The sequence below is a fragment of the Nitrosospira sp. Nsp1 genome (genome assembly GCF_900100985.1).
Classification (GTDB): Bacteria; Pseudomonadota; Gammaproteobacteria; order Burkholderiales; family Nitrosomonadaceae; genus Nitrosospira.
In genome coordinates this window covers 1-21,917 of record NZ_FMUF01000022.1, presented here as the reverse complement: position 1 = coordinate 21,917, position 21,917 = coordinate 1, and the positions used below count along the sequence as shown (strand labels likewise).

At 50.8% G+C, this 21,917-nt stretch carries 22 protein-coding genes; 9 read left to right on the top strand and 13 right to left on the bottom strand.

What is annotated here, in order from left to right; translation table 11 throughout:
* The first annotated feature begins 171 nt into the window (after window positions 1-171).
* Complete coding sequence (locus BLP78_RS12335) at window positions 172-747, top strand: hypothetical protein (RefSeq protein WP_090459617.1); 576 nt, start codon at window positions 172-174, stop codon at window positions 745-747.
* Here the strand turns inward: BLP78_RS12335 and BLP78_RS15640 are convergent.
* Entirely contained in the window at window positions 742-915 is a 174-nt protein-coding gene (locus tag BLP78_RS15640) for a hypothetical protein (RefSeq protein ID WP_176752863.1), read from the bottom strand. The two genes, BLP78_RS12335 and BLP78_RS15640, sit on opposite strands and share 6 nt — an antisense overlap.
* Window positions 916-966: 51 nt before the next feature.
* Between BLP78_RS15640 and BLP78_RS12325 the strand changes: the two genes are divergently transcribed.
* Entirely contained in the window at window positions 967-1,350 is a 384-nt protein-coding gene (locus BLP78_RS12325) for a hypothetical protein (protein WP_143002957.1), read from the top strand.
* A 58-nt stretch (window positions 1,351-1,408) separates the two neighbouring features.
* On the top strand, window positions 1,409-1,999 hold the full coding sequence (locus BLP78_RS12320; RefSeq protein ID WP_090459612.1) for a hypothetical protein: 591 nt from the start codon (window positions 1,409-1,411) through the stop codon (window positions 1,997-1,999).
* Here BLP78_RS12320 and BLP78_RS12315 read toward each other — a convergent pair.
* The 5 genes from BLP78_RS12315 to BLP78_RS12290 all read right to left on the bottom strand — a co-directional run bounded on the left by BLP78_RS12315 (window position 1,988) and on the right by BLP78_RS12290 (window position 5,859).
* Window positions 1,988-2,509 carry a terminase small subunit-like protein gene (locus tag BLP78_RS12315; protein ID WP_143002956.1) on the bottom strand — a complete coding sequence of 174 codons (522 nt, stop codon included), beginning with the start codon at window positions 2,507-2,509 and terminating at the stop codon, window positions 1,988-1,990. The genes BLP78_RS12320 and BLP78_RS12315 overlap by 12 nt on opposite strands.
* A 326-nt stretch (window positions 2,510-2,835) precedes the next feature.
* Window positions 2,836-3,177 carry a DUF4156 domain-containing protein gene (locus BLP78_RS12310; protein WP_090459608.1) on the bottom strand — a complete coding sequence of 114 codons (342 nt, stop codon included), beginning with the start codon at window positions 3,175-3,177 and terminating at the stop codon, window positions 2,836-2,838.
* Window positions 3,178-3,194: 17 nt separating this feature from the next.
* Complete coding sequence (locus BLP78_RS12305) at window positions 3,195-3,884, bottom strand: hypothetical protein (protein WP_090459607.1); 690 nt, start codon at window positions 3,882-3,884, stop codon at window positions 3,195-3,197.
* The gene (locus BLP78_RS12300) at window positions 3,884-4,219 is read right to left on the bottom strand and encodes a cupin domain-containing protein (RefSeq protein ID WP_090459605.1); all 336 of its coding nucleotides are present in this window, start codon (window positions 4,217-4,219) and stop codon (window positions 3,884-3,886) included. The genes BLP78_RS12305 and BLP78_RS12300 overlap by 1 nt, the downstream gene beginning before the upstream one ends.
* A gap of 854 nt (window positions 4,220-5,073) precedes the next feature.
* The gene (locus tag BLP78_RS12290; protein WP_090459602.1) at window positions 5,074-5,859 is read right to left on the bottom strand and encodes a hypothetical protein; all 786 of its coding nucleotides are present in this window, start codon (window positions 5,857-5,859) and stop codon (window positions 5,074-5,076) included.
* Between the two features lie 614 nt (window positions 5,860-6,473).
* Here BLP78_RS12290 and BLP78_RS12285 point away from each other — a divergent pair.
* Window positions 6,474-6,749 (top strand): hypothetical protein, encoded by a 276-nt coding sequence (locus BLP78_RS12285; protein WP_090459600.1) that lies wholly within the window; start codon window positions 6,474-6,476, stop codon window positions 6,747-6,749.
* A gap of 2,229 nt (window positions 6,750-8,978) precedes the next feature.
* Window positions 8,979-9,428: a KGG domain-containing protein gene (locus BLP78_RS12275; RefSeq protein WP_256330258.1), complete on the top strand. Its 450-nt coding sequence runs from the start codon at window positions 8,979-8,981 to the stop codon at window positions 9,426-9,428.
* A 301-nt stretch (window positions 9,429-9,729) separates the two neighbouring features.
* On the opposite strand, the gene BLP78_RS12270 is transcribed toward BLP78_RS12275, so the two are convergent.
* The 5 genes from BLP78_RS12270 to BLP78_RS12250 form a co-directional block, all read right to left on the bottom strand.
* The gene (locus BLP78_RS12270) at window positions 9,730-10,593 is read right to left on the bottom strand and encodes a DUF72 domain-containing protein (protein WP_090459595.1); all 864 of its coding nucleotides are present in this window, start codon (window positions 10,591-10,593) and stop codon (window positions 9,730-9,732) included.
* A 245-nt stretch (window positions 10,594-10,838) separates the two neighbouring features.
* Entirely contained in the window at window positions 10,839-11,468 is a 630-nt protein-coding gene (locus BLP78_RS12265) for a UdgX family uracil-DNA binding protein (protein ID WP_090459593.1), read from the bottom strand.
* Between the two features lie 306 nt (window positions 11,469-11,774).
* On the bottom strand, window positions 11,775-13,457 hold the full coding sequence (locus BLP78_RS12260; protein WP_090459592.1) for a hybrid sensor histidine kinase/response regulator: 1,683 nt from the start codon (window positions 13,455-13,457) through the stop codon (window positions 11,775-11,777).
* Window positions 13,458-13,508: 51 nt separating this feature from the next.
* Complete coding sequence (locus BLP78_RS12255; RefSeq protein ID WP_090459590.1) at window positions 13,509-13,922, bottom strand: response regulator; 414 nt, start codon at window positions 13,920-13,922, stop codon at window positions 13,509-13,511.
* Complete coding sequence (locus tag BLP78_RS12250) at window positions 13,919-15,832, bottom strand: Tar ligand binding domain-containing protein (RefSeq protein WP_090459588.1); 1,914 nt, start codon at window positions 15,830-15,832, stop codon at window positions 13,919-13,921. The genes BLP78_RS12255 and BLP78_RS12250 overlap by 4 nt, the downstream gene beginning before the upstream one ends.
* A gap of 461 nt (window positions 15,833-16,293) precedes the next feature.
* On the opposite strand from BLP78_RS12250, the gene BLP78_RS16070 reads away from it, so the two are divergent.
* The 3 genes from BLP78_RS16070 (at window position 16,294) to BLP78_RS12235 (ending at window position 18,935) form a co-directional block, all read left to right on the top strand.
* The gene (locus BLP78_RS16070) at window positions 16,294-16,884 is read left to right on the top strand and encodes a CHRD domain-containing protein (protein ID WP_090459587.1); all 591 of its coding nucleotides are present in this window, start codon (window positions 16,294-16,296) and stop codon (window positions 16,882-16,884) included.
* A 445-nt stretch (window positions 16,885-17,329) separates the two neighbouring features.
* Window positions 17,330-17,953, top strand: coding sequence for a MarC family protein (locus BLP78_RS12240; protein WP_176752862.1), 624 nt, complete (start codon window positions 17,330-17,332; stop codon window positions 17,951-17,953).
* Between the two features lie 76 nt (window positions 17,954-18,029).
* Window positions 18,030-18,935, top strand: a complete 906-nt coding sequence (locus tag BLP78_RS12235; protein WP_143002955.1) for a DUF6279 family lipoprotein — start codon at window positions 18,030-18,032, stop codon at window positions 18,933-18,935.
* 74 nt (window positions 18,936-19,009) lie between these two features.
* Here BLP78_RS12235 and BLP78_RS12230 read toward each other — a convergent pair whose 3' ends face one another.
* Window positions 19,010-20,404 (bottom strand): exonuclease domain-containing protein, encoded by a 1,395-nt coding sequence (locus tag BLP78_RS12230; RefSeq protein ID WP_090459582.1) that lies wholly within the window; start codon window positions 20,402-20,404, stop codon window positions 19,010-19,012.
* 51 nt (window positions 20,405-20,455) lie between these two features.
* Window positions 20,456-20,755 (bottom strand): HU family DNA-binding protein, encoded by a 300-nt coding sequence (locus BLP78_RS12225; RefSeq protein ID WP_090459580.1) that lies wholly within the window; start codon window positions 20,753-20,755, stop codon window positions 20,456-20,458.
* A gap of 617 nt (window positions 20,756-21,372) precedes the next feature.
* On the opposite strand from BLP78_RS12225, the gene BLP78_RS12220 reads away from it, so the two are divergent.
* Window positions 21,373-21,645, top strand: coding sequence for a hypothetical protein (locus tag BLP78_RS12220; protein ID WP_090459578.1), 273 nt, complete (start codon window positions 21,373-21,375; stop codon window positions 21,643-21,645).
* Window positions 21,646-21,917 lie beyond the last annotated feature (272 nt).

Genomic DNA, 21,917 nt, shown 5'->3' with positions numbered 1-21,917 from the left:
CTCCATTTTCCCCAATCCCCCCTTTAGGGGGGATGGGAATGGGATTGGGGGAATGGAATTTAGGAAAGTATGGGTTCATCTGTGTCGAGTTGGAACGTATGATCCCTATGGCAATAATCCCCAATAATTTTTTCTAACTTTGGTCGAACAAATTTTCCTTCAGTCATTAGCATGGATGAATTAGATATCCGAAGTTTCTGGCGCCGCGGAGCCAAGGCCTTTACCGATGACTTCTTATCGGTCGACGTGCGAAAGCTTGCGCGTGAATATGGCCTTCGCCCGAACAGCGAAGCGTTTATTCTTGCTGGCAATGTAACGGTGAATCTGGAATGGCGACCATGCCACTTAGGCGGGTACCGTGTCTTTTTCCGATGCCCTCGATGCTTGGAGCGCTGTTGCATACTTTACCGTGCACCAGCAGGCGTTTACCGTGCACCGGCGGGCGATGAGCAGCTGCGCGGCTACGGGTGCAAGAAATGCCTCAACCTTGCTCATCCGGTTGAGAATGAGGGTGAGCTCACGCGTGCCTTGCGCCGCTACAACAGAGCCGCCACCCGTCGAGGCGATGAGGATCCAGCCCAGCCGCAAGGGAAGCCGCTATGGATGCGCTGGCCTACATGGCGACGCTTGACCAGTCAAGTCGCCGATACCGTTATGGAGCGGTTCGAGTACGATGAGAAAATGAACCAGCGGCTGAGAAAGCTGTATAAGGCTCAACCGTCGCGCAGGCGAACCGGTAGCTTATGATTGCTTCTGGTCGACGCTCGAGCTGGGTTCCTGATTTTCCTTGTTCCGGCTCTTGTCCACTATCGCTTTGATGTGGTTCAGTAGCGCCATATTCGCCGCCAGGTCGATCACTTCCTTTCGTTTCTCTGGCGTTAGCTTGGCGAGTGCAGATGTCTTGGATGGAGACAAGTTCATTCTCAGATGGGGATTCGGCGCACTGTACCATTATTTGGGGGCATCATGAGCGACTTCGAAAACGGTGACATTGTTTTGACACCAACGGGCCGCGCTGCCAAGGTAAACAGGTATTGGGAGGAATCGCGGCGAGATGATTACGCACGTGTTGATCTAACCTATGCGGATACGGGCGAGCAGGTAAAGCTATCGCCGAAGCTGCTGGAACCGTACAAGGGGGAACAGCCGAAGCGATGCTGGCGCGAACGCAAAGAGCGAGGGGACGTGTCGATCGAGCCCAAGCGAGTTTTCCGGCGCTTGGATGATACACCTATCCCGGAATTTGATATCGTCGAGCAGCTGCTACTCATGGATGGCTGCATGACAGTTCAGATCCAGGGGCAAGCTGGCGGGCTTGCCAGCAGCAAGAAAAGAAGGATATTGCAGTGATGGCTACGAGTCCCCCAATAGCCAATAACAATAGCCAATAACCAAAGGAGCGTTAGCCATGCCCAAAATACAAATAGCAATAGTTGCAATAGCAATGCTGGTAGGTGCCCAGGTCAACGCTCAGTATTATGAGCCGGCTGACGGGCAATACTACTCAACGCCATCGCGCCACCAATATCAGCAGCAAACCATACCCCACTACCACCTGTTGCCACAGAATAGAATGGAGTCTCTGGAAAATTACGCAATAGAGAGTCGGGACATTGCAGTAGCCGGGATTTACCGACAGCGTCTTGCGCGGATGACTCCAGAACAGGTCGAAGGTGAGCGCTACCGTCTTGAAGTAGAGAGTTGCCATACTGACAGGTTCGTACTCGGATACGCCACTCTTGGGCTTTACGGCCTTTACTCTATGGCCTTCAATGATCCGTGCAATGTGGTGGTGGCTGGCTCGACGGGGGAAAGGCCGAGTGAGGATGCAGAATTGACGAAAAAGGCCCGGGCTTTCGACGACTTGTCTGCTTTTGTACTTTCAACCGGCATGACACAGCAGGAGTTTACGAGTTGGCTGGAAGCAATGAGGCTTAGCCATCAAGACCCCGCACAATCAAGTGCGATAGTGAAATCCATCTTGGAATCACCCAGGTAACCCACTTCTTGCGGCAAACGCACCCGCCAACCGTCGCGCCAGCTCGCCGATGCCCTCGTCCGAAATCTCTCCATTCCGTTCCTGTTTGGCCTGCTTCGGACCGAAACGACCGGAATCCCATTTTTCCGCGACTTTCAAACTCGTGGCCACCTGCAACCGGGCCCACCTCACATCTTTTTTAATCGGTGCGCCGTTCTCGTCCAGGATGAATTCACCGTCCTTGTCCAAAATGAACTCATCCCGGGAGGCCTTCAGGGCGTTGTGAATCTCGGCATCCGCGCGCATCCGAAGCGCCGACTCGTAAACCGCCATCCGGTCCGACGACGCGCCAATCCACAACTGAAACAGCCCATGCGGCACGTCCCAGTCAAGTGCCATTTCCTTCAGCGTCTCGCCATCAGCCACACGCTGCGCAACGATGCTCATGGTCACCGGATCGGCTTTCACCATCTCAAGCCGCTGCAGACCGGTAACGTTGGCCGGGGAATCAACCGTACTGATTTTTTCCATTTTTTGAAAATTTTTGGAGAGGGCGCTCAATGAAGTTTCGCGCGCGCGTGCCGGTGGTGGGGGGGTGGGGAGGGCGCGTATACCGATGGGGCTCCGCCCGCATGCTCAATCCTTCGTCGGCGGAGAAGACAATCTATCAAGCTTCGATCGCTTCGATAACCTGAAGGGATAAAAGCTTACTCACCCTCTGATGCTACGATTCTGCTACGCTTTCACCTGGTCGAGCTCCGAACGTTTCGGACGTTTGCGGGCCGCCTTCCTTCTTGGAAGTGGCACCTGGCGCGGAGCGGACCTTCCACACACTCAAGAGCGCCGCAGCGGAAGCTCTACAATCCATCCGCCCGGCGATCAGAGCCAATCAAGCGGGGGCAGATATAAGCGTCGGCCTGCGCGAATGGCAGGCTGAATCCACGCTCGACTTCTACGGTGGTGATCGTGAATGCGTTTCCGCCCAGGTTGGCGGTTTCGTTGCGGACCTTGTTTAGCATATCCCGCGTTGCTTCCGGCTTGCTCGAGTAAAAGAGTCCGCCTTCGGTTTGCACGATCCCGATAAATTCACAACCTTCCGATAGCCTGTTCTGGAGTTGGCGCACCTGTAGCCCCTCCTCGGTAATCTGTGCGGCACAGCTGGTTAAAAGCAGGAGAGCAAATAGCCCAATCTTATTCATGCGTGACTGTCCTGTATTTAACCAATGTTCGAGTTAAGCGGTAGTGGGGAACCTTTCGCTAAAGTCTTGCCAACCCCGCCGCCAAGCCCACCCGTCAGGATGGAATATTTTCCAATAGCGTCGGCGATGCCGCCTATCCCGTTCAGAACACCAGCGGCATTGGTCCCGCCCACACCTGCATAGTTCGCGTCGTCCAGTTCCATCGGAAAGATTCCGCTTGATCGCGCGGATTCGTTATTGAGCATGCCCACACGCTCACCCAGGCGGTTCATGCTGAGTTTGTTGTCGAGATTGAGTCGACCCAGCGAGGACACTTGCGCCATATTCTTCGCATAGTCCTTGCCCTTTTGCAGGGCGCCCACCATTTGCTGCGACATCGAATCCTTGATCTCTCGCGGCACACTGGAGTTATCCGCCATATACTCGGTCGCGGTATTCGTCGTGGGCGTCATGTACTGTTGCAGCTGATCCGCCAGGCCTTGCTGTTTTTCATCCTGCTGCTGTGGCGTGTACTCAGGCGTGGCGTTCTGCATCTCGATATCGCGCCGGCGGTCGATATCACGCTGGCGGGCTGCTTCCATGTTCTGAGCGGTTGCTTGTTTCTTCCTTACCGCGCTCTGCGCTTGCGATGACGCAATCGTTCCGCCGGCAGATGCAAGGGCGGATGCTACGGCAGCGGCGACTAGCCACGGTGATATTGCTGGCATTATTTTCCTCCTATCACAAGCTGAGCTACAGCTTTCATATCTGGATTGGATATCAATGTTTCATCAATCCGTTCGACATCTGTTTCCGCCGTTGCGTGAATGCAGAACCAGACAGAATCCTTTATGGCCGTGATCATATGGTGCTGATCCGCGCCTATTTCTATGCAGGCTGGCGCTTCATACCGGATCTCTTCACCCTCAATCCTGACCACAACCTCACCACTTGCCAGAATGCTCATGTGGCTGTACTTGTGTTTATGCGACACGATGTACTGACCTGCGTCAATGTGCATCTGCTTGGCGTATACCCCATCGCTGAAATAGTGTTTAATCATCGTGGCCTGTGTGTCTAAGTCTTTCTCTTATGCGTAAGTTACCTCCTAATATTCATTAAATCAATCCATAAAAACAAAAAGTTATAAAGATAACCTATGTCTGTACGTGATCAGGGAAGGATGGCGTTGCTCAGTCGATAACAGAAATAGTTACAATAAATTATGGCAACCAGGACTACAACAATCCGGCTTCCCAGTGATGTCCGTTCTCGCTTGGATCAATATCTAACGCGCTCTCGCTTATCCCTTAACGGTCTGGTGAGCCTGGCGCTTTCCGAATACCTGGACCGGCACGAAGCGGGCAGCGTCGTTCCTCCTTCGATCGAAAGCGAAGGGTTCCTTAGAAGTCTAAAAATGGACGAAATCGATATAGCGCTCTTGAAAGAGATATTGAAACAAATAAGTAGTAATGAGTAAATTGACCAACTTGAACCGGTTGCAAACAAGAGGTATCGGCGTGCTATTCGTGGTAACAAACGTGGTAACTATGGATGTGCTTGTGTGTAAAGCACAGCAACAGAGCCGGTTTGCATGCATAATATGAATGTGACCCCCCCTCCAGTATTCATGCGGTTCTTGAGTAGTTCAACGGTTTTTTCTGCTCTAAGGTAGAGCAAATATAGAGCAATCATCCGAACGCTTTTTTGACCGAATTTTGTTTTTGCTCAACCGCAAAGTGCGCATACCGCTTCGTTGATGTAAGCGATTTATGCCTTAAGAGCTTCCCGGTCAGATACAGATCGACCCCATTTTGGAGATGCTGGACGAGTTTGAATGTCACGGCTTGATCAACGCTATGCAGAAATTTTGCATAGGGATCGATCGCAGGTTTTCATTGATCATTAATGACCAAATCAGAAGAGTCCTAAAATTGACACCAATAAAAGCGCAATGCCGATACCGCTATAAATCCAATGTTCCTTAATTAACTCAATAATAACAGATGGATGTATTCCATAACGTTCTCGCCAACCCGCATTCTGTATTAGAGAATTTGAGGAGGCGCGCTCTGCGATATTGGCGAGGACATCCACTTTACGGAGTGTGGACTGGTGTAGTTTCACAAATTCCTTGCTGTCGAACGCAGCGGCTTCATCCGCTCCAGAGAGGAAATCTCGGGCTGATATTTTATTCTTCAGGAGCAGACTCTCAAGACGGGGATGGCCAACATAGCCGATTCCATAGATAGCGATAAGCTGGCGAGAAAGATCAAACTTTTTCGCTTCGTCAATTTTAAAGGGTATGCCGCCAAGCACTGTGTATCGGTGTTCAATCGCTTGAAATCCGTAATTAATGTCGCGCATATTCCAGTGCATCCATGTGAAGTTTTGATGACTCTTGGCAAATTCAAAGAATTCGTCCAACATTGTTTTCTCCAGTTCATCGAAATACTGCACGATGTCAGGCAGTGCGATATGTCGTTGTTCGGCAACCTTATGAATCGAGAAAGATTGAGTTTGCCCGGAGGGAAGGTTGCGAACAGCGATGGAGGTTATTCGAGGAGTTCTGCCATCTGGGCGATCATAATAGCTTTCGCAAGAATAATGGATGACAAGCACGTGCTCAGGTTGCCTGAAAATCGCATATAAACTTTCAGCTGCGCGTTGCCGAGTTTTTAATCTTTCAAGTTCTTGGCTCATGAAGCGTTGTGAGTTTTAGCATTCGATTTATAGTGGAGGTAACTCATCTATAGATTGTATAGGATTGGGCGTATAAGTTCTCTCGACCACTTGCATTTTCTCAGGAACGTGATAGAAGTATTTATATAGAGTGCGAAATACTCACTCCAAAACTAACCCACCCCTAACCCGGTGGGTTTTTCAATTCTGACCTGCCAATTTCAGCGTTTTTTTAACGCCCATACAAAATGAAACCTCTCTCCCTTGACTGTCATCTCGGTCACCGCGATGACCTTTCTGGTAGTCTGCGCGAGTAGCCGAGGCAATAAACTGCTAGCAAGAGGTAGCCAAGAAGTTAAGTATCGGGCCGAATAAATTATTCAATCATCCGGTGGTCGATGCTGACAGGAACCATATCGGGAGAGTGCTTGAAATTGCTCGGTATTGGAACTGAACCGCCTCGGATGTGGTTGCCGATGGAAGACCCGAAGCTGAACGGGCTGCGGTGGCAGGCGAGAATGGATCCGTCGAGGCCAGCCCGGTGGAAGAAGCGATGGTGGAGCGTGGAGAGGGTCTGATTAAGCAAGAACCGACACAGTATGTTAAAACACCTGAAACGAATCAGGAGAACAAAAATGCAGTTACTGTACAACCCGGATATATACCCCGATCAAGTCCGGGAAATGATATTGCAATCGGGGGAAATCGGGATCGAGATCGCAAACCGATGGATGATGGGCTGGCCAAAAAGGGTCGTGAATCTTCTGATCCAGGATATGTACGAGGAAGTGTTTCAGTACCAGCTTTTGCAGGAACAGGACGTGATAGCAAGAGCATCCAACCTGAGCCATTTCGCGCCAATGGAGATCATGGTAATGTCGGGCCTGAATCTCGAACCGCCGGAAGTGTAGAAGGTGTCTCTACCGCTGATGCCGCACCCAGGACATCGCAAGAACTTACCGAACTTCCCGGCGCCCGTTCCCTCGTAGAATCCTCATCAAGCGTCGTGCTGTCGCTAAACAAGGCGATAAAGACTTGTCCAACGCTATCGTTCAAGCCAAGGAAAGTGATGGAAAATTGAATCGAAATATTACTGTTGAAGCGGTAGGTGGCAGGTCAAGACCTCAGTATTTTTATGAGTCTTAGTGGGGTACCAATCTCTTTGGCCTTGCTTTCGACTGCAGTTGAAGTTCTACCTAGTTTTAGCGCGATTCGCCTCACCGGAACATTTTGCTCAGCGAGCGTTTGCAGAATTCTAATATCTTCGGTTGACCATGGACTGCCATGATTGCGGGAATGGTGTCTCCTATCACGCTGCCGTCTGTCACCTGTTCTTCGCTCAGATCCATATTGCGTAGTTTCGCCAGGGACATCTTGCCTGCAAACCTCGGTTACAAGCTGTAGCGCTTGCTGCCGAACGGAATGTAATTCTTGGGAGTCGCCATCTACCGCCAGAATTTCCAGTATCGCTGAAAGTTCCTGTCGGGCGCCTGGAGACAGCAAAGCCATAACACCCTCAAGAATGAAATGAGATCGCTTAAGTTCGCTGGACCAAAGGTCTGAAATTTTATTATTATCGAACTTAACGTTATCGCGTCGCCGCTTATCATCTTCGTTGCTCATACTCTACCTTTCTAATGACTGGTCTTATCATTCGGCCTTGAATGACACCATCCAGCACTCCTACCATCGTTTCCATGCTCTTGATCACCAACTGGCATCGTTGCCCGTTGAGATCATCCGTGCGGATCATGGATTAAAACTGTTTTTGTAAGAGATTTTTGCGCCGAGTAGCAACATCCTTCTGCGTCAGCCTCTTGGGCTTGTGCGTCAGCCGAGCTGCTTTAAGTCTTTTCATTATCGCAATTGTGATACAAAAAGATATTACATAGGCGATTGCAAATAATCGCATAAGCGACATTTCTATCCGATGTTTCAAAAACTGATGATAGAAATTGTATCCGCTGGCTGGACGCAGGTCGAGATGCCACCCGTTTAGAAAGGGCGCAGTCATAGGTAGGCATATACCGTAGCGAGCAGACAGACCTTAAGTCGCCGGCATCCTGCCGACGTTGCGGCCAATGCCAAGCTTATATTCCATACAGTGGACATGACCGAGGCACAACCTGGATCCTGAATAAAAAAATACCGACAGCCTCCTAACGTGCGAAACCGCACATATCTTTTGTCCACAAAGCGAGTAGGATTATTATGGCTTCGGAGACGGTTCTTGATGCTTGAAGCCAGAACTTTTTATTTGTACTTAAGTCGAAAGTTGGCGGATGGTACGACAAGTTTCATTCGCGGATAGGGTTCTTTAACTGAAGGATGTTTCTGAAGGTGCTTGCTGACGAAAACCGGGAGAAGTGCACTGTGGTACTCGGCCGTCAAGTTGTCAACTCTTGAATCATCTTAATTTTTAAAGGAGGTTATCATGGAAATGGCAATTCTCATAGTAGGTATAGGTGCCGTTGCTGTTTGGTTCTTTATGACTAAGGACGGCGGACGGAAAGAATAAACCCCATTAGATACTTGAGTAGAGCTACTGAAAAAGGAATATTGTCTGATGACAACATACAGAATTCAGAGCTGATACTCAACGAGCCGGTGCTCATGTGACGCCTGTGCTGTCCGGCGCACCGGCTTCTTTTTAGGATATCCGGGTAGTGACCGGTAGTGACTCAACCCTTAGGGCAGACTCCCTCAAGCCTTGAGGCAGACCCTGCAGACAAACCTAAAAAATCTCCTGATACTCCCCTTATTTCACGTACTCCACGGCCCCAGGCTCATCCTCATGAATATGGCCAAGCCGTAAGAAAGGATGGCAGCGAGGGTGGCAAAAACCGGCTCGGCATGTATACGCAGCGGTTATTGGCTGATCAACCGCTTGATCGGCAGTTCGCCGCAACTCGTGGTAGCTTAACGTTCCCGAATTTAACCATATCTCATCCAATACCCCCTTGGTTCCACAGCTCAGGTTATGTATGCTTCCGAACAGAGCGAAGCGATTTTCCCAATTAGGATGCAGTCACTCTCTGTTGTGTTTAACTCGATTAACAGAGACAAGAAGCCCGAAGACATTGGGTTTGAGGGATTGCATGTCAGAGGGAAACTTTTGAGATATCGATAATAGGAGATTCATGATGGCTTCAGATAAAGTAAAAAGTGACGACCGAAGCAGCGGCCGCGAAAGCAAGCGCGGTTTTGCTTCCATGGATGAAGCTAGACAACGCGAAATAGCCAGCCAGGGTGGTAAAGCCGCTCATGAAAAGGGTACCGCACACGAGTTTGATTCGGAAGAAGCTCGCGAAGCTGGCAGGAAGGGCGGCAAGGCGGCTCATGAGAAGGGCACTGCGCACGAGTTTGATTCAGAGGAAGCTCGTGAAGCCGGCAGCAAAGGTGGCAAGGCAGCTCATGACAAGGGTACGGCGCACGAGTTTGATTCGAAGGAAGCTCGCGAAGCGGGCCGGAAAGGTGGAGAATCTCGTGGAAAAGGCAACTCGGATGATAAGAGTTCCTCTCATTCAACCCGGGGTGGAACATCAGAGCAACATGCCAAAGCCGGTAGCCAAAGCCATAAAAATAAATAGCGGCCCAGAGTGATGAGGGTCAGTTTGTCCTTGCTCTTCAACTTTCATTGATGTGTAGTAGCCTCAACTGTGGCTGCTACACATCATTATCGTTCTCCGGCGTTTTCTTCGCGTCCGGTCCTTTCAGAGCAATTTCCTTGAGATCCGTTTTTTGATTTTGGAGAATACTTTCGTCTGCTCTTCTTCTATTTTTTGAACCACCTCGCACAGTTACCCAGCGGATTGATTCCGGTCTGGAATTGCTATCGGTTGAATTTGTAAGATCAAATCATGGACCGTGAGTCAACTGTGGTTTTATTCCTTACAATTTTGCCATCAGAGCCTTGGCATCAAACGGCGCCCTGACTTTGACATCATTATCAAAGTAACAATAGACATCACGCGCATGAAGTTGCAACGAAGATTGTGCCGAGATCAGGTGCGCATCGTCCGGCTGGGACCCGGTGCGCCAGGCGCGAATCCTCGCTGCCCAGCGCACCAGCGCCTCATCCGTGTATCCGCTTGCATACAGTTCCTTGTCGCCATGCAAGCGGAGATAGAGAAAATCCGCGGTAACGTCTTCCCGGTAGGGCCATTTTCCGGCAGTGTCGGCAACGACGAACGCAATGTTGTGCTCGCGCAGCATTTGGATAAAGGATTCGTCGATGAAACTTTCGTGCCGGATCTCGATAGCGTGCCGAACGGTGCGGGTGGCATCGACGGCCAGTCGTGCGCGACCTGTCATGCGGTGCTCGCGACGGCGAGCAAGGCTCAGTGCCTGTCGGGTATCGTGCGGCAAAAGTTCAAAAAAAAGTTTCATTCTTTCGGGATCATAGCGAAAGCTTGGCGGGAACTGCCAGAGGATCGGCCCGAGTTTTTCTCGAAGGTTGAATAATCCGGAAGCAAAGAAGTTAGCGAGTGGGCCGTGAACATCGCGGAGGCGTCGCACATGAGTAACGTAGCGCGGCCCCTTGACACTGAAAATGAAACCCGGAGGGGTGGCTTCATACCAATGTTGAAAGCTTTCCGGCTTCTGTAACGAGTAAAACGTTCCATTTATCTCTATGGTCGGCAGAGCCCTGGAAGCGTATTCGAGCTCTCGATCCTGCGGAAGGCCAGAAGGGTAGAAAACTCCTCGCCATGGCGGGTAGCGCCAGCCGGAAATCCCGACAAATATCCCACTCACGGTACTAGTCGTTCCATCCACGTGGCAGAACCATCTCCGCTGCCTGAGAACCCTCGTTGCCAAGGACCACGCCAAACCCCATTTCGAACGCCAGGTTCTTCATTTTCATTTCGCCTCCTGCGTCAAGGAAAAAATTGGACAGCCGGAAAGTGACACGGTTTCGCGCACTTTAGAGAAAGAGATCGCGCCCCGCATGCTCATCAGTATGCTGGATCAAGCCCGCTGCGCCTGATCCTGTCGGAAAGTCAGTGCAGAAAAGGCCTTGCCAGCTTGAGGTCGTCGACAAAGCGGTCATATTCCTCATCCCTGTCTCGCTCGGGCACGCGCAACAAGAACGAGGGATGAACCGTAATCAGCAGCGATATACCTGGTGCATATTCATGTAGTTTTCCCCGATTAACCGTAATCGGTGTTGCGCGGCCCAGCAGTGAGCGTGAAGCTGTCGCACCCAGTGCGACAAGAAGGCGAGGGGCGACCAACTCGATTTCGCGCCTAAGCCAGCCGTAACACGCGGCAATTTCTGCGTCGGCAGGTTTTTTGTGCATACGACGCTTCCCGCGAACTTCAAATTTGAAGTGCTTGACAGCGTTGGTAATATAAACATCTTCATGCGGTATCTCGACCATTGCCAACGCTCGTGCCAGAAGCTGGCCGGCTGGACCCACGAACGGGTGGCCTGTCAGATCTTCCCTGTCGCCAGGCTGCTCGCCTACGAGCATGATCGATGCATGCGAAGGACCTTCGCCAAAAACGGTTTGGGTTGCATGCTCCCAAAGTGGGCAAGCGCGACAGTCCATTGCCGCTTTACGCAGGGCTTCGATTGTGTTACCCGCCCGCTCCGCGGGATGCAACGAATGTCCTGAAGTAGCCTTCATATAGCAGGGCCAGTGGCTTATAAATTTATTTGCCAGGAAATAACTTTATAGGTCAAATAAATCTAAAAAGCTTATAGCTTTTGGAGAGGACCATAAAAAATGGCGGATCGGATTGAACAGTACCGGTCGCTGCTGCTACATTGCCGAGGCAAGATGTAGTGTCAGGACTAACATATGAGGACGGACAAATCAGAGACGGGACGACGTGACTGAAGATAAAATATTACAAGCCTGGCGCAGTGTCGTTACAGATAACCATGCTGAACCAACAGACACAACCGTTATTTGGCCTGGAGTTCCTTGTTTTTACAACGCTTCCTGCAAATTTTTGGGCACATCGTCCGCAGTCAGTTCGAACCAGAACACACTGCCTTCACCGACCGTACTTTCCACGCCGATTTCGCCTCCCATCAGCTCAATCAATTGCTTGGTCACGACGAGGCCGATGCCCGTACCCTCAACTGAACCGTCCTCCTGGCCAAGTCGATTGAATTGCTGGAAAAGCTGCGTCAGCTTTTCGGGTGGCAATCCGGCGCCGGTATCCGTAACACTGATACGGATACGGTGCGGCGCAGTCGCATTACACTTTACTTCAACCGTTCCACCCTCGCGATTATATTTGATTGCATTGGACAGAAGGTTAATCAGCACCTGCTTCACCCGCGTTCGATCCGCTCTCACAAAGAAATGCATATCCGCCGGCGGAAATATCAGTTGGATATTGCGCTCCTGCGCCTGCGGTTCCACCATAGTCCGGCATTCGACCATGACCTCCCCCATACACATGGGTTCTTGGGAAACCACAAGTTTGCCCGATTCAATCGTGGCCAGATCGAGGATTTTATTGATCAGCTCCAGCAAGTACCATCCCGCGGCATTGATCTCCTTGAGCATGGTCATCTGGGTGAACGTTGGCGGTGGCGAACTGGATTCCATCAATTGCGCAAAGCCGAGCATGACATTGAGCGGAGATCGCAACTCATGGCTCATGCTGGAGAGGAAGTCCGATTTGGCGAGATTGGCTTTTTCCGCATCAGTCTTGGCTTTGGTCAGTTCCGTTTCAATCAGCTTCCGTTGGGTAATATCACGGCGTAATTCTTCGTTAAGCCTTGCCAATTCATCTGTCCGCTTCGCCACCAATTCTTCGAGACGATAACGATGTTGCCGCAGTTCAGCTTCCGCCAGTTTGCTCTCTGTAATATCGACCAGAATACCCTGGAGGAATAACGAACGTCCCGACTCATCCCGAACCACGCTCGCTTCATCGCGAAACCATAAAACTGATCCATCACGGGAAAGCAGGCGGTATTCGCAGCGCAAGGGCGCGCCGGTAGCGCGACTTCTTGCGCGTTCGTCGAGCATATGCCGCCGATCTTCCGCGTAAGTTCGGGCAAGAAGTATGTCCGGATCGTTCAACCATTCGTCCGAAGGAAATCCCAGTGTTTTAATCCGGGAGCTGACGTAGAGAAAGCGATTAGTGCCATCCAACGTAGCGATATATACGATTGCCGGAATTGTCTCCACCAGCGAACGATGTTTGGCTTCGGCCTGGGCCAACTTGTCTTCCGCCAGCTTCTTTTCCATCCTCATCCGCCGCTCGCTCAGTACGCGTTGGATGATGGCAGGCAGCAATTCCAGGTACTGGTGCTCCATATCCTTGATGAGATAATCCCTGGCGCCACGTTTCATGGCCTCGACCGCGATAGCGGCATTGTCCGTGCCGGTAAGCATCATGACGGGGATGGCAACGTCGCCCGCCTCGTCGGTCAGGGCAGCCAGAAATTCCAAACCATTCAGGTCCGGCAAGTGGTAGTCGAGCAAAACGCAATCCGGCTTTTGCTCATGGGCAAGCTGGAGCCCCTCGTGACCTGATTCGGCTTCGGAAAGCACGAAATCATAGTCCGGGTTTCGCGCAAGGGCGCGGCGACAGGCCATGCGATCCACGGCGTCGTCTTCGACGAGGAGTACGCGAATCAGCGGTTTGATCATAGAATAATCAGCTGATGGTGAAAATCTGGAAGTCTCTCACCGAAGTTCTTATCATGGCATCTCGCTTATGGTCCAGTAGGCATCGATCGAACGCATGACTTCGACGAATTGCCGATAATCGACCGGCTTGGCCATATAGCCTGCCACCCCCATGTTGAAGCTGTTCACTTTATCCTGTTGTTCCTCCGATGTAGTCAATACCACTACCGGAATACGCCTTAAATAGTCATCACCTTTCACCACGTGCAGAAACTCAATCCCGTTCATGATAGGCATGTTCAGGTCAAGCAAGATGATGCATGGTTTTTCGCTTTCCGGATCTCGAAGATAGCTTACCGCTTCCTCCCCGTTCTCCACATGTACGAGCCGATTCGTTACGTGGATTTCCTTGAGCGCGCGTATAACCGTCATGGTATCCACTTGATCGTCTTCCACCAGGAGAATGGGTTTGTTAGTTACTTTCACGCTGCAGTTCCTTTAGTTGAGTTATCAATTGATGAAGTTTGGGGTAAGGTGAAGAAAAATGTGCTGCCCTTACCCATTGTGGACTCTACCCAGACGCTACCGCCATACATTTCCACAATTTTTTTCACCAGAGCCAAGCCGACGCCGGTGCTTTCTATACGATCCCGAGGTGCGAGCGTCTGGAATAGTTGAAAGATCCTTTCGAAATGGCGTGATTCGATACCAGGGCCGTTGTCGACGACGCTGAACTTCCACTGCTCTCCTTCAGCAATACAAGTGATGCGAATCTCGCCCCGGGGCTTATCCATGTATTTAATGGCGTTTGAAATCAGGTTTTGAAGTATTTGCTGTATACGGGTCGGCTCTATGACTACGGTGGGTAAGTGATTTTCCACGGTAATATTGATATTCGGCGGGGGGGCAAGAAGCTCAATCACATCTTCCACTACCTCACCGACATCCACTGCGACCGGTGTCTCTCTTACCCGGCCTACGCGAGAATATTGCAAAATGCCATCGATCAAGTTTCCCATGCGGTGTACTCTGCTGACAAGAAGGCGCATATGCTCCCTGCCTTCGTCATCGAATTTGTCCACATAATCGGTGGAAAGCCAATCCGCCAATGCGCCGATGGCCCGCAGCGGCGCCTTTAGATCGTGAGAGACTACGTAGGCGAAGCTTTTCAGTTCTTCATTGGCGCTTTCCAGGTCGGCCATTAAACTGGCTTTTTGCTCCTCTACGAGCTTGCGCTCGCTAATGTCGCGCAAAATAACCACGAACATCCGGCGCTCCCCGCCATGCATCTCGACTACGGCAATGTCCAATGGGAACGTTGCGCCATTCCTGCGCAGCCCTGCCACTTCAGTAGTCACACCAAGCGCTCTGGAGCCTGTTTTCAAGTAATTTTCAAGATAATCGATATGCCTACCTTGACTCTGATCCTGTTGCGGGAATAGCAGCTCGATATTTTGCCCGATAATCTCGCTCTCCGGGTAACCAAAAATCCTCTCGGCAGCGGGATTGAAGGTTCTGATCACGCCCTGTTCATCAACCGATGTAACGCCGACGATCAGGTTGTTCAGTAAGGCGCGGGTATGGGCTTCGCTGTCGCGAACCTGACCGATGGTATCTACCAGGCTGTCCCGCATCTCCTTCAGCGCCTGCATGAGCTGACCGATTTCATCTTTCGACCGGACCTGGATTTCCTGTCTTAAATTGCCCGCGGCAACACTCCGCGCAATGCTTACTACATCTTCCAGCGGCCGGAAAATGGCGCGGATGAAAACGAGGCTGAACAATGCAGCCAGCACCAGAGCAAGGACGATCGACGCAATGAGGATATTGCGAACGGTCTCGTAGCGTTTTTGTTCCTGCGTGTATTTTATTTTGGTCTCATCAACTTGCAGCAAGACGAGTGCGTCAATTGATTCGCCAACAGGTGGATAGAGGGGACGAATTTTTTCGACCAGAATCCGGTTCGCTTCGCCGATTTTATTTGCACGTAAAGCGGCTACTGCCGGCAAGATGCCTTCGAAGACATATTTCTTGTGGTCTAAAGCGAATTTATTGGCCAGCTTACTTTCCATCGGGGTCAAGTTTGTCGCAATGTAAGCCTCCCAGGTTCTGGTAATCGTTCCAATATTTTTCTCGACCATCGCCGTCTTGGTCTCGATGATCTCGGGCGTCGGCATGACCAGAGCCGACGTGATGGCGAGCCGATTGTGCAGCAGAAGCGACTCGATATGCGTCACCTGGCTCAGCGGGATGGCCCTGTCATGATAAACGGTTTTCAGGCCGTCTATCGCGCTGCTCATACCAAACAAGCCCACTACTTGAATTCCTAATACAAAGATCAGCAGGAAGGAAAGAATGAAGATCAAGCGCGATTTGATGGTCAGATTCTTAAACATGTCGACCCGGATTACTCAAAATGGAAAACATCTTAGCTTTCGTCTTTTACCAAAGACTTTGGTCTTGTACCGAAGCCTTTGATATTACCTGTATGAGCCGAAAGTGAAAAATATCTTTTAATTTAATTTAACAAATGCCTCGTTGTTCAGTGATAACGACAGGCCGAGTGAGCCAAAAAATTATTATTTTGATAAAAAAGCAGACTAAAAAGCAGACTAGCCTCCAAATCTCTGACATCGTTTAAACAGCCCATTAATCGGCGTTGCATCGACTCAAGCTGTAGCGGCTCATCAACGCCACTCCCACCACATGGCCTATTGAACGACGATGGCCGATATGTACAATTCCATTAGCTCTTCGCACTTCGATACACGGTCATTCACACACGTTCGCTCTCGCTATTGCGGTATCCATAACGCTTCGCAGTCCAATCGTCTTGATCTTGAAGGAGATAACAATCATGAAACTCAAAATCTTATTTGCAGGAGGTCTTTTGGCCGCGGCAGTAGCCGTTCCCGCTGCCGCCGACCAAGTATTTTACCAAGCCAGGCTTGATGGCCCCAGCGAGGCTCCGCCTAATGCTTCTCCCGGTACCGGTATGGCAATGGTCAGCATAGACACCGATCTTCGCACAATGCACATTCATGAAAGCTTTAGCGGACTCATAGCGGATACCACAGTTTCACATATCCATTGCTGCACCACTGCGCCAAACAGCGGCACCGCAGGTGTGGCAACCGCAATCCCCACATTTCCAGATTTTCCGTCTGGCGTAAGGGAGGGCGTCTATGACCATACCTTTGATATGAAGGATGCATCGAATTATAACCCTGCTTTCGTCGCAGCCAATGGAAATAACGTTGATGGTGCATTCAGTGCGCTGCTGACAGGGCTGAATACCGGCGGCGCCTATTCAAATATCCATAGCACCATGTTTCCAATGGGCGAGATACGCGGTTTCCTTGCACCCGTACCCGAACCCGAGACCTATGCGATGCTACTTGCCGGTCTTGCCATAATAGCTGCGGTCGCACGCCGCCGTCGTGCTTGACCGGAACTTATACTGAAGCAGATATGAACAGGGGGCCTTCGTGCCCCTTGTTTGTTGTACTATCGAGCGTGACTCCATGCCCGTCTACGATATTGGTCCTCGCCAGGTGGCGTTGTGCTTTTTTTGAACAGCGCTGAGCACTGGCTTTACGCCATTATCTCGTTGCATCACCTCGATTGCCGAAGCCGCTTTGTTAAACCACATACCCATACCGATTCTGTGGTGTACCTTGGGCCACTATCCAATATTGCTGAGTTCCGTAAAATCCTTGGGGCAGCAGAAGCGTACAATGCGATAAAACGGAGAACAGAAGTAAACAGAGAATCCCGACTCGTACGCTAATATCAAACATTGAGCGCCCGCTTCGAGAAGAATAAACCACCCATTCCGCACTTGGATGGGCGCACCTATTTCACCCCATCCTCGCTAGATAATGCTTTCAATTTTGGCTCTAACCATCAAGAAAACCATCACACTATTCGTGTTGATGGGACCTGTTTCCATGATCCCGGTTTTTCTCGCCGCTACGGAGGGTTTTGATCCACGCAGCAAGGGCCGCTTTGCCAGGACTATCGGGTTGAGCGTCACGGTGGCGTTGCTGGTGGCAACATTTCTGGGGATGCCTATTTTAGGATTGCTCGGCGTATCGCTGGGGGCCATGCAGGTTGGCGGCGGAGTTATTGTCTTGTTGCTGGCAATAGCAATGGTTCTCGGGAAGGAATCAACCTTCAAGGGATCGCCCAGTATTGCTAATGAAGATGGGGTTCGGGAAGCCGCAATCGTTCCTCTGGCTGTGCCACTGCTAGCCGGTCCGGCTGCATTCAGCTATGTCATGGGAAACAGTGCATGGCATACCTCTGCCGATCTGATTCATGTGGTGGTGCCTATTCTTATCGTAGGTATCGTGTGCTGGATAACTTTTTATATGGCTTGTCAGGCGGAAAAGAAGATTCGTCAATCCACTTTGGATGTAATACAGCGCGTCGGAGGATTCATCCTTGCGGCGATGGCCATAGAGATGATGGCCACCGGATTACGTGGACTGTTTCCGATGCTTGCTCCAGCGTAGTGTCAAAACTCTTATTGGATAAGATTGGATGAGCTGGGAGTGTCGAGGGCGTATAAAACCTCGAATGCTGCGTACCATGACTGCATCTTCTTTGAAACTGCCGGTTATCGCCGTGCTGATTTTGGTGCTGTCCACGTTTGCGGGATGCAGCGTAGTCCGTTTTGGTTATAACCAGGCAAATCATTTGACTTACTGGTGGCTTGACCGGTTTGTCGATTTCAACGATGTGCAGAAACCGCGAGCCCGTGAAGCACTCGCGAAATGGTTTGCCTGGCATCGGCGTGCGCACTTGCCTGGGTACGCCAATTTACTTGCAAACTCGCAGAATCTCGTACTGGAAGATATTACAGCCGAGCGTACATGTGGTTTGTGGACTGACTTGCGCGGGTTTATGGACAGCGCATTGGATCGCGCCCTGCCAATGACGGCTGAAATAATGTTAACGCTGACGCCACAGCAGATACAGAATATAGAGCTGCGATACACCGAAATTAATGAGGAGTTTCGCGACGAACACCTTCAGGGCGACGCGTCGCGGCGTCTCAAGAAATCAATCAAGCGCACAGCTGAGCGAGCTGAATTCTTCTACGGTAACCTCGACAACGCGCAACAAGAGCTTATTACGCGGTGGGTGACACTCTCACCCTATGAAGTCAATATCTGGAATACCGAGCGCCATCGGCGCCAGCAGGATCTTGTGCACCTACTACGGCGGTTGAACGCGGATAAGTCGAGCCAGGATAAGGCACAAATGGCGCTTCGGGCTTATATGGAACGTATTTATAGCTCGCCGAGTGATGACTACAGGAAGTACGCAGAACAAGTGTGGGTTTATAACTGCGCCTTTGTGGCAAATCTCCATAACGCGACGACCGCAGCGCAGCGAAAACATGCCATGAAGAAACTCAAAGATTGGGAGTCCGAGATTCGCGTGCTTGTATCGTCCGCAGAAACAGTCGGGCTTGGCCCATCCTTTCCATGAAGTCATAAAGTTTTGCCGGGTTGGATCTTCACCTCCGTAAAATGTAAATATCTCTAACTCACGAATTAATTTGTTTACGACCCAAGCGAAATGACGCTGGCTTGCTTCCCCAGGGTCTTTAGCAGCAATTTGTAGGTATCCAGATCGAACTTCATGGCGGAGCGGACCTTCAGCATCTCATCAAGATCGCTTTCATTGTCCACTGTTCCCAGGTGGCACCAGTAGTTAAAGACATGCAGTTGTGCGCGTCCGGACGATTTGCAGTATTCACGAATACCGATCTGTCCCGGATAAGGCCATGACTTGAGCCTGAGCGGAATCAACGCCTGTTTCAGCCGCAGAAAATGCAGCTCAGGCGCTTCTCTGCCGGCACATACCCCGTTGCAGCGGTTGAGCTGATGGGAAAAACAGGCCCCATGCCCTTTTTCCAGGCCCACGAGCCGGGGACATAGTCTGTTTTCCCGGATAATTTCGCGCAGCGCATCGATCGCTTTCGTTTTCGAGCGGAACAGTCCATACAAATGTTCGAACACTTCTGGGCGGATGTCCTCCTCCGTTACGATATTGACCAGCGGGATCTTGCCCGGCCCATCGGCCACCGCCAGGGAAAAGAGCGTGCAGGAACGTCGCAGCCGTTTGTTGTGTACCGGCTGGTGTTCCTTGATCAATCTTGATTCCAGGAGAAGGGCCCCCAGCTCTCCGGCTGTTTCCGTCCATTCGACCCGCTCGACCTCCTGAGCAATGCGCATATCGCTGGAAGAGGCATGATCATTGCTGAAATGGGACATCACCCGGGATCTTAGCGTAACGCTCTTGCCGATATAGAGCGGAAGGTCATTTTTGCCGTAGAAGAAATAGACGCCGGGGCTGTCGGGAATACAGTCAATCATCGCCGCATCCAGTCTTGCGGGTAGACTGGGATCTTTCAGCAGCGCACTGGCCGCATCAAGCAACTGCCTTGAACCCAGTTCGCGCCGGGCTACCTCCAAATAGGCCACCACCAGTTCCACATCACCCATCGCCCGGTGGCGCACATCGGTATGGAGCCCATGACGCTGTACGATGGCATCCAGCCCGTGACCCTTGTGTTGGGGATAGAGCTTGCGCGAGAGCCGGACGGTGCATAGCACCCGATGCTGGAGCAGGGCGCCTATGCGGCGGTATTCGTTCTTGAGGAAACCATAGTCGAAGCGGACGTTATGCGCGGCCAGTACCGCCCCCTCAAGAAAACTGTAGAGTTTGTGCGCGACTTCTTCAAATGACGGTGCATCCTGCACCATTCCATTGCTGATGCCGGTCAGGCGAGTGATGAAAGGTGAAATGGGCATGCCTGGATTGACCAGCGTTTCCCAGCGGTCGCTTTCCATTCCCTCTTCGAAGCGAATGAGCGCAATTTCGATAATGCGGTCATGCAGGGGCGTGGTGCCCGTGGTTTCCAGGTCAAGAATGACGTAGGGGAAAGGAAGCACCGCTAATAATACCCAGGTGCAGGGGCGGCCGAGGAAGAGAAGCGATTCATTTTATCCACCATTGACTGCTGCTTTAAGCGCGGCGCCCGGCTTGAATGCCGGCACTTTTGCTGCGGTAATCTTCAGTTCTTCGCCGGTCTTTGGATTGCGGCAGATGCGCGCAGCGCGGCTGCGCACTTCGAAGGTGCCGAATCCCAGCAGCGAGAGGGAATCGCCCTTTTGAAGAACCTCGGCAATGATATCGGTAAACACCGCCACGGCACGGGCCGTATCGACCTTGCTTGCACCAGCAGGTTCGAACCGTTTCCATCGCGCAACTTGCGGCTTGTCCCCTGGTTTCGCGTTGCGGATTTCAATATACTTGCTTCCACTGACTTCCGGGTAAACATGGGTGAAAATACGGGTAAATAATTTACCTGGAGGGTATTTTACCCGTCATGGTCTCTGAGCTCTTATCCGCTATAGACGCTCTCGGACATATTTCATCCAATATACTTGTTTTAAATGATTATTTGTATTGATGTGCCCTTGGCACTATTACCGGGGGCACATCAAATTAGCGCTAGAAAGAAAGATGTTCATCCCCACTTGTCCTAATTCAACACATCATAAAATAGGTTATCAAGGGTGAAAATTGTCTTATTTTTTTCTTTTTTGCCCCTTCAGGGTCCATAAGATTAAGTCGCCAGTAGCAAGGCCTTTCTGATTTGAGGTCACTCGAGTTCCGGACAGTTCCCTGATGGAACGGGGATGAAGGACCTCCTTTAGGTAGAGATTTAGGTAGAGATGATCTCAGCCGCGCCGGAGACATCTACCTACTTCACATTAAAGTCTGACTAAATCTAGATCAGGAGGTAAAATTGATTTATATTGGGATTCCAGCTCTTTTTATAAAAGAGCTGGTAGTGCAAGAGATTCTATCGGAAAATTATTAGGTGAAGCGCTCACAGCGCAACTTAGGAGGTAATATGGAAGAGCCATTCTTGTATAAAGGAGACGAACCAATTTTGTGGTCCCCATCCCAAGTAGTTGAATTTGTCGGTTTGTTGAACAAATTAGGTTATACGCAGCGTTTTATCGAAGAATCTAAGGGGTTCTCGATTTCTGTTCCGAAGGATTTTATCAATTTCTCAAAGCAGTTTTTATTCAGAAATAAAGCATATGAAAAATCCGAGGAGGCGCGCGATGTCATCAAGTCGGCGCATTGTCCAAAGCGCCCCGATCCTCCCTTCCCGGAATAAGCTTTGGTGAGCTGTTACATCTAAGTGTTTCCGAAGAGAATGGAGCCATGAAAAATCAAACAAGTTTTCGCTCGAGGTTCATGAGCGTGCGGTACACATGGCGCTCGAACACTGCGGCGAGTACTTAGAGTGAGAACTGATATTTAATGTGTCTAGGGCCTGTTAACTCTAATAGCCATATTGCATGTATTTAGGTATACTTGCGGGCATGGAAATCACTCAAGCCCAGTACGAGCGAATCGTACACTGCCTGCCGCTTCAGCGGGGCAATG

What these genes read in the sequence shown, in the direction of transcription:
- BLP78_RS12300 (WP_090459605.1), bottom strand. Translation starts at nt 4,219, where the DNA reads ATGATTAAACACTATTTCAGCGATGGGGTATACGCCAAGCAGATGCAC.
- BLP78_RS12335 (WP_090459617.1), top strand. Translation starts at nt 172, where the DNA reads ATGGATGAATTAGATATCCGAAGTTTCTGGCGCCGCGGAGCCAAGGCC.
- BLP78_RS12275 (WP_256330258.1), top strand. Translation starts at nt 8,979, where the DNA reads ATGATGGCTTCAGATAAAGTAAAAAGTGACGACCGAAGCAGCGGCCGC.
- BLP78_RS12285 (WP_090459600.1), top strand. Translation starts at nt 6,474, where the DNA reads ATGCAGTTACTGTACAACCCGGATATATACCCCGATCAAGTCCGGGAA.
- BLP78_RS12290 (WP_090459602.1), bottom strand. Translation starts at nt 5,859, where the DNA reads ATGAGCCAAGAACTTGAAAGATTAAAAACTCGGCAACGCGCAGCTGAA.
- BLP78_RS12305 (WP_090459607.1), bottom strand. Translation starts at nt 3,884, where the DNA reads ATGCCAGCAATATCACCGTGGCTAGTCGCCGCTGCCGTAGCATCCGCC.
- BLP78_RS16070 (WP_090459587.1), top strand. Translation starts at nt 16,294, where the DNA reads ATGAAACTCAAAATCTTATTTGCAGGAGGTCTTTTGGCCGCGGCAGTA.
- BLP78_RS12235 (WP_143002955.1), top strand. Translation starts at nt 18,030, where the DNA reads ATGACTGCATCTTCTTTGAAACTGCCGGTTATCGCCGTGCTGATTTTG.
- BLP78_RS12325 (WP_143002957.1), top strand. Translation starts at nt 967, where the DNA reads ATGAGCGACTTCGAAAACGGTGACATTGTTTTGACACCAACGGGCCGC.
- BLP78_RS12265 (WP_090459593.1), bottom strand. Translation starts at nt 11,468, where the DNA reads ATGAAGGCTACTTCAGGACATTCGTTGCATCCCGCGGAGCGGGCGGGT.
- BLP78_RS12260 (WP_090459592.1), bottom strand. Translation starts at nt 13,457, where the DNA reads ATGATCAAACCGCTGATTCGCGTACTCCTCGTCGAAGACGACGCCGTG.
- BLP78_RS12250 (WP_090459588.1), bottom strand. Translation starts at nt 15,832, where the DNA reads ATGTTTAAGAATCTGACCATCAAATCGCGCTTGATCTTCATTCTTTCC.
- BLP78_RS12320 (WP_090459612.1), top strand. Translation starts at nt 1,409, where the DNA reads ATGCCCAAAATACAAATAGCAATAGTTGCAATAGCAATGCTGGTAGGT.
- BLP78_RS12315 (WP_143002956.1), bottom strand. Translation starts at nt 2,509, where the DNA reads ATGGAAAAAATCAGTACGGTTGATTCCCCGGCCAACGTTACCGGTCTG.
- BLP78_RS12220 (WP_090459578.1), top strand. Translation starts at nt 21,373, where the DNA reads ATGGAAGAGCCATTCTTGTATAAAGGAGACGAACCAATTTTGTGGTCC.
- BLP78_RS12310 (WP_090459608.1), bottom strand. Translation starts at nt 3,177, where the DNA reads ATGAATAAGATTGGGCTATTTGCTCTCCTGCTTTTAACCAGCTGTGCC.